At 72.9% G+C, this 12,664-nt stretch carries 11 protein-coding genes and 1 tRNA gene; 5 read left to right on the top strand and 7 right to left on the bottom strand.

Annotated elements, in window-relative coordinates; all coding sequences use genetic code 11:
* Positions 1 to 69: 69 nt before the first annotated feature.
* The 5 genes from AC1C2W_RS01630 to AC1C2W_RS01610 all read right to left on the bottom strand — a co-directional run bounded on the left by AC1C2W_RS01630 (position 70) and on the right by AC1C2W_RS01610 (position 5,065).
* On the bottom strand, positions 70 to 690 hold the full coding sequence (locus AC1C2W_RS01630) for a 50S ribosomal protein L25/general stress protein Ctc (RefSeq protein WP_495388108.1): 621 nt from the start codon (positions 688 to 690) through the stop codon (positions 70 to 72).
* A gap of 301 nt (positions 691 to 991) precedes the next feature.
* Entirely contained in the window at positions 992 to 2,137 is a 1,146-nt protein-coding gene (locus AC1C2W_RS01625; RefSeq protein ID WP_495388109.1) for a glycosyltransferase, read from the bottom strand.
* Positions 2,138 to 2,176: 39 nt separating this feature from the next.
* On the bottom strand, positions 2,177 to 3,160 hold the full coding sequence (locus tag AC1C2W_RS01620) for a ribose-phosphate diphosphokinase (protein ID WP_495388110.1): 984 nt from the start codon (positions 3,158 to 3,160) through the stop codon (positions 2,177 to 2,179).
* Positions 3,157 to 4,824: a bifunctional UDP-N-acetylglucosamine diphosphorylase/glucosamine-1-phosphate N-acetyltransferase GlmU gene (gene glmU, locus AC1C2W_RS01615; protein WP_495388111.1), complete on the bottom strand. Its 1,668-nt coding sequence runs from the start codon at positions 4,822 to 4,824 to the stop codon at positions 3,157 to 3,159. The genes AC1C2W_RS01620 and glmU overlap by 4 nt, the downstream gene beginning before the upstream one ends.
* 169 nt (positions 4,825 to 4,993) lie before the next feature.
* A tRNA-Gln gene (locus AC1C2W_RS01610) sits at positions 4,994 to 5,065 on the bottom strand.
* A 222-nt stretch (positions 5,066 to 5,287) separates the two neighbouring features.
* Between AC1C2W_RS01610 and AC1C2W_RS01605 the strand changes: the two genes are divergently transcribed.
* On the top strand, positions 5,288 to 5,887 hold the full coding sequence (locus tag AC1C2W_RS01605; RefSeq protein WP_495388112.1) for a TetR/AcrR family transcriptional regulator: 600 nt from the start codon (positions 5,288 to 5,290) through the stop codon (positions 5,885 to 5,887).
* 57 nt (positions 5,888 to 5,944) lie between these two features.
* Here the strand turns inward: AC1C2W_RS01605 and fdhA are convergent, their stop codons facing one another.
* Positions 5,945 to 7,168, bottom strand: coding sequence for a formaldehyde dehydrogenase, glutathione-independent (gene fdhA / locus AC1C2W_RS01600; protein WP_495388113.1), 1,224 nt, complete (start codon positions 7,166 to 7,168; stop codon positions 5,945 to 5,947).
* A 133-nt stretch (positions 7,169 to 7,301) separates the two neighbouring features.
* Between fdhA and fdhD the strand changes: the two genes are divergently transcribed.
* A complete protein-coding gene (gene fdhD, locus AC1C2W_RS01595; RefSeq protein ID WP_495412180.1) occupies positions 7,302 to 8,192 on the top strand; it encodes a formate dehydrogenase accessory sulfurtransferase FdhD in 891 nt (296 codons plus the stop codon).
* Positions 8,189 to 10,534 (top strand): FdhF/YdeP family oxidoreductase, encoded by a 2,346-nt coding sequence (locus AC1C2W_RS01590; protein WP_495412179.1) that lies wholly within the window; start codon positions 8,189 to 8,191, stop codon positions 10,532 to 10,534. The genes fdhD and AC1C2W_RS01590 overlap by 4 nt, the downstream gene beginning before the upstream one ends.
* A gap of 22 nt (positions 10,535 to 10,556) precedes the next feature.
* Here the strand turns inward: AC1C2W_RS01590 and AC1C2W_RS01585 are convergent, their stop codons facing one another.
* The gene (locus AC1C2W_RS01585; protein WP_495412178.1) at positions 10,557 to 11,225 is read right to left on the bottom strand and encodes a TetR/AcrR family transcriptional regulator; all 669 of its coding nucleotides are present in this window, start codon (positions 11,223 to 11,225) and stop codon (positions 10,557 to 10,559) included.
* Between the two features lie 104 nt (positions 11,226 to 11,329).
* Between AC1C2W_RS01585 and AC1C2W_RS01580 the strand changes: the two genes are divergently transcribed.
* Together AC1C2W_RS01580 and AC1C2W_RS01575 are read left to right on the top strand one after the other, a co-directional pair.
* Positions 11,330 to 12,199 (top strand): alpha/beta fold hydrolase, encoded by an 870-nt coding sequence (locus AC1C2W_RS01580; protein ID WP_495388117.1) that lies wholly within the window; start codon positions 11,330 to 11,332, stop codon positions 12,197 to 12,199.
* A gap of 15 nt (positions 12,200 to 12,214) precedes the next feature.
* Positions 12,215 to 12,505 carry a hypothetical protein gene (locus AC1C2W_RS01575; protein ID WP_495412177.1) on the top strand — a complete coding sequence of 97 codons (291 nt, stop codon included), beginning with the start codon at positions 12,215 to 12,217 and terminating at the stop codon, positions 12,503 to 12,505.
* The last annotated feature ends 159 nt before the right edge of the window (positions 12,506 to 12,664 follow it).

The following is a 12,664-nucleotide window of genomic DNA, read 5'->3' as shown; positions in this document are numbered from 1 at the left end:
TGAGCATGATTCTGGCCCACCTCCGAGGCCGGAAGCGGGCCAGAATCATGCTCACAGCGAGGGGGTTGCTCAGCCCTCGGTGGACTCGGCGGCCGCGGCGGACTCCGCGGCGGCGGCCTCGGCCTCGGCGGCCTCCTCGTCGGCGGCGACCTCGGAACGCGGCTCGGCGACCATGACGACGGCGGCCTCGGGGTCGGTGAGCAGCGTGGCGCCCTCCGGCAGGGCGACCTCGCCGGCGGTGACGTGCGTGCCGGCCTCGAGGCCCTCGATCGACACCTCGATCGACTCGGGCAGGTTGGTGGCCACGGCCTCGATCGACAGGGTCTGCGTCTCGACGTAGTGGATGGTGCCCGGGGCCGACTCGCCCACGACGTTCACCGTCACGTCGACGGCGATCTTCTCGCCGCGGCGCACGATCAGGAAGTCGATGTGCTCGATGGTGCTGTTCACCGGCGTGCGCTGCACGTCCTTGGCGACGGCGAGCTCGCTCTTGCCGTCCAGCTCGATGGCGAACAGGGCGTTCGAGTGGCGCATCGCGAGCATGGTCGCGTGGCCCTGCAGGGTGATGTGGACCGGGTCGGCGCCGTGCCCGTACAGGACGGCGGGGATCTTGTTCTCGCGGCGGATGCGGCGGGCGGCGCCCTTGCCGAACTCGGTGCGGGCCTCGGCTGCGAGCTTGATGTCGGACACGTGGATCACTCCTGGGATGTCTGTGCGTGCCGACGACCAGAGGGAGCCATCGGCTGTCCACGAGGTGGTGGTCCCCGCGGAACTGCGGCTGCGTCGGCGTGGGACACATGACGGACGCGATCGGGAGCGCGCCGTGGGGCACCCGCGCGAGCGCACGGTGCACCGACAGCCGCCCAGTCGATCACGGAAATCCGACGGATCCTGTTCTGCGGGTGCGCGGCCTGGTCGCAGCTTCAAACCCGCATGGACCGGCGCCCGTCAGACGTCCCTCGCCGAGGCAACCGGACGAGTATAGCCCGGCTCAGGGCTGCGCGTGCTCGTCCGGGCTGCGGCCGGGCTCCTCGACGGCGTCACGGGTGCCGCCGGGGCCGCTCGGGCGGTACACCACCTGCGCCTGGAAGACGAACCGGATGACGAACGCCACGAGGATCAGCACCGCCTGCACCAGCTCGGGGTGCGGCACCGCGCGCTCGACGATCCACCACAGCAGCAGCGTGCGGATCGCGGCCTCGGTGCCGTTGAACGCGAACGACCGCACGAACCGGCCCCAGAAACCGTGGGCGCCGGCGCGCAGGTCGGCGAAGACGAACCGCTCCTGCAGGATGAAGTTGATGACGATCGTCACGCCGTTGGCCGCGATCACGGCCGGCAGGTAGTGCACCCCTGTGACCTGCAGCACCGCGAGGATCGCGAGGTTGAGCACGGCCCCGATCGCGCCGATCAGCGCGAACGGGGAGAGGCGGCCGAACCGCAGCAGGGTCAGCTGGTGCACGTAGCGCAGGCCGTTGGCCACGGTCGCCTTGGACCGGCCCGCGTACCGCTCGCCGAAGACGAACGGTTCCTCGACCACCGCGAGGCGCTGGCGCGCGAGGATCTCCAGCAGGATCTTGAACCCCCGGGGCCGCAGCGCCGCCAGGTCGACGGCGCCGCGGCGCACGACGAAGAACCCGGTCATCGGGTCGGAGACGTCGCGCAGCTTGACGGGGAACATCGACCGGGCGAGCAGCCCGGACGCCTTGGAGACCCACCGCCGGTAACCCCCGTCGAGGCCTCCGGCGTCGCCGCGGCCGGTATAGCGCGACGCGACGACGACGTCGGCCCCGGTCTCGCGGGCCGTGGCCAGCAGCACGGGCACCATCTCGGGCGGGTGCTGCAGGTCGCCGTCCATCACGACCGTCAGCTCCCCGGCGGCCTCCTGCAGGCCGGCCGCGACCGCCCCCGACAGGCCGCCGTCGGGGGCGACGCGGTGGATCAGCCGTACCGGGAGGTCCGTCGCCGCCGCGACGCGCGCAATCTCGGCGGGGGTGCCGTCCGTCGAGTCGTCGACGAACAGCACCTCCGCGCCGCCGGGCGCGACGTCGTCACCGAGCGCCGCGGCGAGCCTACGCACCAGCTCCGCGACGTTCGGCCCCTCGTTGTAGGTCGGGACCACCACGGTCACGTCCACCAGGCGCCTCCCCTCGGACGACCTCCGCGCGTGCGTCGCTCAGACGTTGCCGTCGAACAGGCTCGTCACGGAGCCGTCGTCGAAGACCTCGCGGATGGCCCGCGCGACGAGCGGGGCGATGGACAGCACGATGAGCTTGTCGAACCGCTTGTCGACCGAGATGGGCAGCGTGTCGGTGACGACCACCTCGGTGGCCTGGCACTCCTGCAGACGCTGCGCGGCAGGGTCGGAGAGCACGCCGTGCGTGGCCGCCACCGTGACGGACCGGGCGCCGCCGTCCATGACCACCTTGACGGCCTCGGCGATGGTGCCGCCGGTGTCGATCAGGTCGTCGACGAGCACGCAGTCGCGACCCTCGACCTCGCCGACCACACGGTTCGCGACGGCCGAGTTGGGGCGCGTGACGTCGCGCGTCTTGTGCACGAAGGCGAGCGGGCAGCCGCCGAGCTTGGCCGCCCACTGCTCGGCCACGCGGATGCGGCCGGCGTCGGGAGAGACCACGGCGACGTTGGACAGGTCCACGCGGGTGCGCACGTAGTCGACCAGCACGGGCATCGCCCACAGGTGGTCCACCGGGCCGTCGAAGAAGCCCTGGATCTGCGGCGTGTGCAGGTCCACGCTGAGCACACGGTCGGCGCCGGCGGTCTTGAGCATGTCCGCCACGAGGCGTGCGGAGATGGGCTCGCGCCCGCGGCTCTTCTTGTCCTGCCGGGCGTAGGCGTAGAAGGGCGCGACGGCGGTCACGGAGCGCGCGGAGCCCCGCTTCGCGGCGTCCACCATCAGCAGCTGCTCCATGAGCCACTGGTTCACCGGCGCGGTGTGGCTCTGCAGCAGGAAGATGTCGCTGCCGCGCACCGACTCGCTGAACCGCACGTACGTCTCGCTGTTCGCGAAGTCGTACGCCGAGACGGGCAGCAGCTCGATGCCGAGCTCCTTCGCGACCGCCTCCGCGAGCTCGGGGTGCGCCCGTCCCGAGGCGAGGACCAGGGTGCGCTCGCCGGTTCCGGGGATGAAGTTGTTCATCGCTGCGTGCTTCCTTCGCTGTCGGTAGCGGGGCTGTCGGAGGCGGGGCTGTCGGGGGCGGGACTGTCGGAGGCGGGTCGTTCGTCGGACGGGTCGGGCCGGACCACGGGGATCGCGCCGGTCAGGGCATTGTGCTCGGCGAGCTGGCGCTGCGCCTGCGCACCGAGCTGCCCGCTCGCCTCGTCGTCGTCGGTGCGGGCGCGCGCGGCGGCCTCGGCGGCCGGGGTGTGGGGCCAACGGCGCTCCACCCAGCCCTCGATGTTGCGCTGCTGGGCGCGGGCGACGCCGAGCGCGCCCGCGGGCACGTCCTTGACGATGATCGATCCCGCACCGGTATAGGCCCCGTCGCCCACGGTGACCGGCGCGACGAACATGTTGTCCGCGCCCGTCTTCGCGTACGAGCCGATGACCGTGCGGTGCTTCTGCACGCCGTCGTAGTTGACCGTGACCGACGCTGCGCCGATGTTGGTGTGCTCGCCGATCGTGGCGTCCCCGACGTACGACAGGTGCGGCACCTTGGAGCCCTCGCCGATCTGCGCGTTCTTCGTCTCGACGAACGTGCCGATCTTGCCCTTGGTACCCAGCTCGGTGCCCGGGCGCAGGTAGGCGAACGGGCCGACGCTCGCGTCCGGGCCGATCACGGACAGCGAGCCGTGCGTGCGCACGACGGTCGCGCCGGTACCCACCTCGACGTCGGTGAGCGTGGTGTCCGGGCCGATCGTCGCGCCGGAGTCCACCTTCGTGGCGCCGTGCAGCTGGGTGCCGGGCAGCAGCGTGACGTCGGCGGCGAGCTCGACGTCGACGTCAACCCAGGTGGACGCCGGGTCGACGACCGTGACGCCGGCCCGCATCCAGTCGGTCAGCACGCGCCGGTTGAGCTCGGCGCCCAGGGTCGCGAGCGCGACACGGTCGTTGACGCCCTCCACGAGCATCGGGTCGTCGCTGAGCAGGGCGCGCACGGCCCCGCCCTCGGCGCGGGCACGGGCCACGACGTCAGTGAGGTAGACCTCGCCCTGGGCGTTGTCGCGGTCGAGGCCCGCCAGCCCGCGGCGCAGCACCGCGGCGTCGAAGACGAAGACGGAGCTGTTGATCTCGCGGATCGCGAGCTGGTCCGCGGTCGCGTCCTTGTGCTCCACGATCGACAGGACGTCGCCGGTGTCGGCCTCGCGCACGATGCGCCCGTACCCGTTCGCGTCGGCCACCTCGGTGGTGAGGATCGTGACCGCGTTGCCGTCCGCGTGGTGGGCGGCCAGCAGCTCGCCGAGCGTCGCGCCGTCGAGCAGCGGGATGTCCCCCGCGAGCACGACCACCGCGCCGTCGAGGCCGTCGCCGAGCGGGTGGTCGCCGCCGTTGGCGTGGTCGGCGTGCAGCTCGTCGTCCACCGCGTCGTCGTGCACGAGCTGGGTGGCGCGCCCCGCGTGGGCCCGCGCGTCGAGCGCGTCGAGCGCGCACTGCACCGCGCGGCCTGTGCCGGGGATCTCGTCCTGGTCGACGACGAGCGCGGCGGGGTCGAGCTCCGCCACCGCGGCCGCGACCTGGTCACGCTCGTGCCGTACGACGACGGCCACGTGCTGCGGGTTGAGCTCGCGGGAGGCCGCCATCGCGTGCCCGAGCATCGTGCGGCCACCGAGGGCGTGCAGCACCTTCGGGACGGACGACTTCATGCGCGTGCCCTGGCCCGCGGCCAGCACGACGACCGCTGCGGGCCTGGGGGTGGGGGGTGCGGCATCGGCCCCTGTGGGGGCCGGTCCTGCGGCGGTCGAGCCTGCGCTGTCCTGAGCCTGTCGATGGGTCGAGACCACGAGTGCTCCGTCTCTGTCGGGTGTGCACGAGCTCCGCCCCCAGGATTCGAACCTGGACCAAAGGCACCAAAAACCTCTGTGCTGCCGATTACACCAAGGCGGATCGGGCCCCCGGGCCGGTTTCGCGCCCGGGAGCGCGGCACCGTCGGGCGTCCGTTCTCAGTCTGCCAGGTCCGCGGGGGCGCTCCGGCACGCCGTCCACCCTCTCGCGGGCGCCGGCGCCGTGGCGCGCACCACATCGCGAGACCGATCCGCATCGCAGGACCGATCCACACTGCAGGACCGATCCACATTGCAGGACCACCCCACAGAGGGAGCGGGCACAATGGGCGCATGCCTGCCGACCCGCGTGCGCCCAAACGTCAGCCGCGGCCTCTTCGCCGAGAAGGGCTTCGACGGCACCAGCGTCGAGGAGATCGCGGCTCGCGCCGAGGTGTCCAAGCCCGTCGTCTACGAGCACTTCGGGGGCAAGGAGGGCGTCTACGCCGTCGTCGTCGACCGCGAGGTCCGCGCGCTCGCCGCCGCGCTGATCGGCGCGCTGGAGCAGGGCGGGCACCCCAAGGTCATCGTCGAGCGCACCGCGCTGGCGCTGCTCGGCTACATCGAGGCGTCGGAGGACGGGTTCCGCATCCTGGTGCGCGACTCCCCCGTCGCCCAGGCCACCGGCACGTTCTCCAGCCTCATCGGCGACGTCGCCACCCTCGTGGAGCACATCCTCGGCGACCAGTTCAAGGCCAACGGCCTCGACCCCGAGGCCGCCCCGCTCTACGCGCAGATGCTCGTGGGCATGGTCGCCCTGACCGGGCAGTACTGGCTGGACGCCCGCAGCCCCGACAAGACCGAGGTGGCCGCGCACCTGGTAAATCTCGCCTGGAACGGGCTCTCCGGCATGGTCACGAAGCCCGAGCTGACCAAGTCCTCCTGACCCACCCGTCCGACCCCTGCTCGCCGGTCGAGCCCGCGCCCGGCGAGCAGGAGTCCGTCACCGGCCGTCGAGGTAGCCGTTGGCGTTGATCACGTACTTCGTCGCCGAGCCCGCGTCGAACTCGGCGTAGCCCTGCGGCGCCTCGTCCAACGTGATCGCCTTCGCGTTGACGTTCTTCGCGATCTGCACGCGGTCGTGCAGGATCGCCTGCATCAGGCCCCGGTGATACTTCATCACCGGACACTGGCCCGTGGTGAACGACAGCGACTTGGCCCAGCCGGTGCCCAGGCTGAGCGACAGCGCCCCCTTCTTCGCGGCCTCGTCGACGCCGCCCGGGTCGCCGGTGACGTACAGCCCCGGGATACCCATCGCGCCGCCCGCGGCGGTGACGTCCATCAGGGAGTTGAGGACGGTCGCCGGGGCCTCGTGGCCCGAGTCCGAGCCGTGGCCCTTGGCCTCGAACCCGACGGCGTCGACCGCGCAGTCGACCTCGGGGACGCCCAGGATCTGCTCGATCTGCTCGCCGGGGTCGCCCTTCGTGAGGTCGACGGTCTCGCAGCCGAACGAGCGGGCCTGGGCGAGCCGGCCCTCGTTCAGGTCTCCGACGATCACGACCCCCGCCCCCAGCAGCAACGCCCCCGTCGCGGCGGCGAGCCCGACGGGCCCGGCACCCGCGACGTAGACCGTGGACCCGACCTCGACCCCGGCCGTCACGGCGCCGTGGAAGCCGGTCGGGAAGATGTCGGACAACATCGTCAGGTCCATCATCTTCTCGAGCGCCTGGTCCCGGTCCGGGAAGACCAGCAGGTTCCAGTCGGCGTACGGCACCAGCACGTAGTTCGCCTGCCCGCCGACCCAGCCGCCCATGTCGACGTACCCGTAGGCGCTGCCCGGGCGGTCCGGGTTCACGTTCAGGCAGATGCCGGTCTTGCGCTCCTTGCAGTTCTTGCACCGCCCGCACGAGATGTTGAACGGCACCGAGACCAGGTCGCCGACCTTGACGAACTCGACGCCGGGGCCCGTCTCGACGACCTCCCCCGTGATCTCGTGGCCGAGCACCAGATCGGTCGGGGCGGTGGTGCGGCCGCGGACCATGTGCTGGTCCGAGCCGCAGATGTTCGTCGCGACGGTCTTGATGATCGCGCCGTGCGGCACCTTCCGGCCCACGTTGGCCGGGTTCACCCCCGGCCCGTCCTTGAGCTCGAACGTCGGGTAATCGATGTCGATGACCTCGACCTGGCCGGTCCCCTTGTAGGCGACCGCGCGGTTCTTCTCTGCCATGGTGCTCCTCCTTGAACACGCCCTGCACGACCGGCACCGGTCCGGGCCGGTACGACGACGGTAGGCGCCTCGTGGCCGACCGGCAGGCCGGGCTGCCGTTGTGTGCACCACGGGGGTCTGCTAGGCCTGCCGTATGCCTCGGGTCACCGTCCGACGCCGCGTCAGGCGCATCACGATCGGCGAACGCACCTCGAGCCGCGAGGACCTCCTCGCGGGTGAGGAGCCGCTGGAGATCCGCGTGGGCGGGCGCTCGTACGCCGTCACGATGCGCACCCCGGGGCACGACGTCGAGCTCGCCACCGGGTTCCTCGTCTCCGAGGGCGTCGTGACCGCCGGCGACCAGGTCGCCGGCGCCCGCTACTGCGCCGGCTCGCCCGGCACCCCGGGCAGCGGGTCGAACACCTACAACGTGCTCGACGTCGGCCTCGCCCCGGGGGTGCGGCCGCCGGACCCGGCCCTCGCGCGGGAGTTCTTCACGTCCAGCGCATGCGGGCTGTGCGGCAAGGCGTCGGTCGACGCGGTGCGCACGCGCAGCGCATTCGAGGTGGCGGACGACCCGGTGCGCGTGGACGCCGGGCTGCTCGCGACGCTCCCCGACCGGCTCCGCGCGGCGCAGGACCTGTTCGCCCGCACCGGCGGGCTGCACGCCGCGGGGCTGTTCGACGCCGCGACCGGCGAGCCCCTCGTGGTCCGCGAGGACGTGGGCCGCCACAACGCCGTCGACAAGGTGGTCGGCTGGGCCGCCGCGGCCGGGATGCTGCCGCTACGCGGCACGGTGCTCGTGGTGTCCGGGCGGGCGAGCTTCGAGCTCACCCAGAAGGCGGTCATGGCCGGCGTGCCGGTGCTCGCGGCGGTCTCCGCCCCGTCGTCGCTGGCCGCCGAGCTCGCCGACGAGGCCGGGCTCACGCTGGTCGGCTTCGTCCGCGACCCCTCGCTTGTCGTCTACGCCGGCGGGCACCGCGTCGTCGAGCAAGACGCCGGGACCGAGCACGCGCGGGACCATCGCAGAGGAGACGCCGCATGAGCGACCGGCCGGATGACCGCACGAACGACCGCACGAACGACCGGCCTGACGACCGGCCCGACGACCGGCCGGCACGGACGAGGCCGCCGAAGGAGTGGGCGGCGGGCGTGCCCGGCGTCATGCACGCCCTCCTGCCCGCGGTGCGCGGGATGGGGCCGGCGAGGACCGCGAAGCTGCTGCTGTCGATGAACCACAAGGACGGCTTCGACTGCATGAGCTGCGCGTGGCCGGACCCGGACCGGCGCAAGCCCGCGGAGTTCTGCGAGAACGGCGCGAAGGCCGTCACGTGGGAGGCGACGCCGCTGGTCGTGGGCGCGGAGTTCTGGGCGGAGCACCCGGTCGCCGACCTGCGCACCCGCTCCGAGCACTGGCTGGGGCAGCAGGGCCGGCTCGTCGAGCCCGTGCACAAGGCCGCGGACTCCGACCGGTACGAGCCGATCGGCTGGAACGAGGCGTTCGCCCTCCTCGCCGACCGGCTGGGCGGCCTCGAGGACCCCGACCAGGCCGCGTTCTACACGAGCGGGCGCGCGTCCAACGAGGCGGCGTTCGTCTACCAGCTGTTCGTGCGCGCCTTCGGCACCAACAACCTGCCCGACTGCTCGAACATGTGCCACGAGTCCACAGGGGCCGCGCTCGGCGAGACCATCGGCGTCGGCAAGGCCACGATCACCTACGACGACTTCGGCAAGTCCGACCTCATCGTGATCATGGGCCAGAACCCGGGTACCAACCACCCGCGCATGCTGACCGCGCTCGAGGAGGCCAAGGAGAGCGGGGCGAGCATCGTCGCGGTGAACCCGCTGCCCGAAGCCGGGCTCATGCGCTACAAGAACCCGCAGACGGTGCGCGGGCTGGCCGGCCGCGGCACGCAGCTCGCCGACCAGTTCCTGCAGATCCGGCTCGGCGGGGACATGGCCCTGCTGCAGGCCGTCTCGAAGCGGGTGCTCGACGCGGAGTCCGCGGCCCCCGGGACGGTGCTGGACCACGCGTTCCTCGCGGAGCACGCGTCGGGGCTCGAGGAGCTGACCGCGCACCTGGCGGACCTCGACGAGGAGGCCGTGCTCGTCGCGACCGGGCTGACGAGTGCCGAGATCGACGAGCTCGCGGACCGCTACCTCCACGCCGAGCGCGTCATCGTCACGTGGGCGATGGGCCTGACCCAGCATGCGAAGGCCGTCCCCACGATCAAGGAGATCGTCAACCTGCTGCTCCTGCGCGGGAACATCGGCCGCCCGGGTGCGGGGGCGTCGCCGATCCGCGGCCACTCCAACGTGCAGGGCGACCGCACCATGGGCATCTGGGAGCAGATGCCGGCGGACTTCCTCGACGCGCTCGAGGCGGAGTTCGGCTTCGCGGTGCCGCGCGAGCACGGCGTCGACGCCGTCGCCACGATCGAGGGCATGGCGGCCGGCCGCATCCGGGCGCTCGTCGCGCTCGGCGGCAACCTCGTCTCCGCGATCTCCGACACGGGCGCCGCGGAGGAGGCCCTGGGCCGCGCCGACCTCACGGTGCAGATCTCGACCAAGCTCAACCGCTCCCACGCCGTCGTCGGGCGCGAGGCGCTGATCCTGCCCACGCTCGGGCGCACGGAGGTCGACCGGCAGGCGTCGGGCGAGCAGTTCGTCACCGTCGAGGACACGGTGTGCGCGGTGCACGCGTCGCGCGGCAAGGTCGAGCCCGTGGGGCCGGGGCTGCTGTCGGAGGTCGCGATCGTCACGCGGATGGCGCGGGCCGTCCTCGACGCGCGGCCCGACGCGCCGGGCGGCCGGTCCGGGTCGGTCGACTGGGCGGCCATGGAGCGCGACTACGACGCGATCCGCGAGCACATCGCGCGTGTGGTGCCCGGGTGCGAGGACTACAACGCGAAGGTCCGCCGCGAGAGCGGGTACCTGCTGCCGCACGGGCCGCGCGACTCACGCACGTTCCCCACGCCCGACGGCCGTGCGCACCTGACGGTCAACGAGCTCGCCCCGGTCGAGTGCCCGCCGGGCCGGCTGCTGCTGCAGACCATCCGCTCCCACGACCAGTTCAACACCACGATCTACCGCCGCGACGACCGCTACCGCGGCATCAAGGGCGGGCGCGCCGTCGTCCTCGTCCACCCCGACGACGTCGCGGAGCTCGGCCTCACCGACGGCGCGACGGTCGACGTGCACAGCGAGTACCACGACGGCGTCGACCGCGTGCTGCGCGGCCAGCAGGTCGTCGCCTACCCGACGGCGCGCGGGTGCGCGGCGGCCTACTTCCCCGAGGCGAACGTCCTCGTGCCGCTCGGCGCGATCGCCGAGACGAGCAGGACGCCCGTCTCCAAGGCCGTCGTGGTGCGGCTCGAGCCCGTGTGACCGGCCTGCCCGGCCCGGCTGTCTACGCGGCCCGGCCTGCCGGGCCGAGCACCCGGTCGAGCAGCCGGTCGACGATCGCGAGCGCGGCCTCGGGCGAGTAGTGGCCGGGCAGCATCCCTTGGGTCAGCCCCGCGACCGCGGCGAGGACCAGCTCCGCGTCCAGCACCGCGGCGTCACGGTCGGAAGCGCCGTCGGACGCGCTGTCGGAGCCGTCCTCGGAGCCGTCCTCGGAGCCGTCGCCGTCGGAATCACGCAGGAGCTGCGCGGCGACCAGGTCGACGAGGGCGCGCGGCGCCCCCAGCAGCGCGTCCGCGCCGACGGTCGCGCTGGTCAGCGCCGCGGCATGGAACGCGGCGAGGACGACGGCGTCGGCCCGGCGCGCGTCGTCGAGCGGGAGCAGCGCCGTGAGGACCGCGCGCAGGAGGTCGCGGGGCGGCGGCTCGGGCGCGTCGTCCGGGGCGCCGCCGCCGAAGCGGGAGGCGGCGTCCTCGATCACGGCGCGGTGGGTCGCGACGAGCAGGCCGTGCTTGTTGCCGAAGAAGTACTGCACCAGCCGCACCGAGACCCCCGCCTCGCCGGCGACGGCCTGGAACGTCGCCGCCTCGAGCCCGTCGCGCGCGACGACGCGCCGGCTCGCGTCGGTGATCTGCCGGCGGCGCTCCGCATGGTCCACCCGTCGTGGCACAGGCACTCTCCCCTTCGTCGGTGGCGACCACAGCCGGTCGTCGCCTTGATGATACGTCCGTACCAAGTTGATGGTACGGTCATATCACCAACGACCCAGGAGTGCTCCCGATGACCACCACCGGCCGATTCACGAACGACGCCGCACGGACCGCGTACGAAACCGCGTACGGCGCGCTGGAGTCCCGCTGGCCGCTGCCGTCGTCCGACCTGCAGGTCGCCACCTCGTTCGGGACCACCCACGTGCGCCGCTCCGGTACCGGCCCACGCACGCCGCTGGTCCTGCTGCACGGCCTCAACGGCACCGGCCTGAGCTGGCACGGCGTCGTGCCAGCGCTGGCGGCCGACCGCGTCGTGTACGCGCCCGACGTCGTCGGCACGGCCGGCCGGAGCGAGCAGACCGCGCCGCTGACGACGCCGGCCGACTACGGCGCGTGGGGCGAGGAACTGCTGGCGGGGCTCGGCCTGGAGTGCGCGCACGTCCTCGGCTACTCCGAGGGCGCCTGGTTCGCCGCGCTCCTGGCGAGCCGCGCCCCGCGCCGACTGGCCAGCCTCACCCTCGGCGAGGGGATCACCGCGCTGGTCAAGCCGTCGCGGAAGGTCGTCGCCCGGATGGTCCGCGCGGCCGCCGTGCCCACCGCGCGGAGCTTCGCGCGGCTCGACGAGTGGCTTACCCCGGGGGTCACGACGTCCGACGAGGACCGCGCCCTCGCGCGTGCCGCGACGCGCTACCGCCGGCGGACGCCGTGGCCGACCCCCCTGACCGACGACCAGCTGCGCGCGATCACCGCGCCCACGCTCGCCGTGTTCGGCGCCGAGACCCGCCTGGGCGACCCCGTCGTCGCCGGACAGCGGGTCACGGCGCACGTGGCGGACTCGCGGGTCGAGCTGGTGCCCGGCGGCGGCCATGGCGTCCTGTGGCAGCTCCCCGACCAGGTGCTGCCGATCGTCGACGAGTTCCTGCGAGCCCACGACGCCTGAGCCGGCACCGCCGTCATGTCCTCGCTCGTCGCGGCACGAGTGCACTCCGGCACGGCAGCCCTGGGCCTGGACGAGGCCGAGCTCCAGGGCCTCGCCCAGGGGTCGGTCCCCGCCCATCTGGACGCCTCCGCCGCGCAGGTCGCCGGGAGCGCCTACGTCAGCGGGATGCACACCGCGTTCCTCGTCGCGGCGGTCGTCGTCCTCGCCGCCGCCGCCGTTGCGTTCGTCACGCTGCGCGGCGCGCGACACGTCACCGTCGAGCAGGTCGTCACCGAGACCGCCGAGGGCGAGGCCGCCCAGGCCTGACAGCCCAGGAAGTCCGGGTCTCGCCGAGGTAGTCCGAGATTCCGCGAGGTAGTCCGAGATTCCGCGAGGTAGTCCGGGTTCGGACCAGATAGTCCGACCTCAGGCGAGGTAGTTCTTCGAGCGGAAGCGAAGCGGCGCGCAGGACGAAAGCGCGAGGTG

It is taken from the genome of Isoptericola sp. Y581 (genome assembly GCF_059445475.1).
The sequence above is the reverse complement of the archived record's forward strand: the minus strand, read 5'-3'. Positions and strand labels throughout refer to the sequence as shown.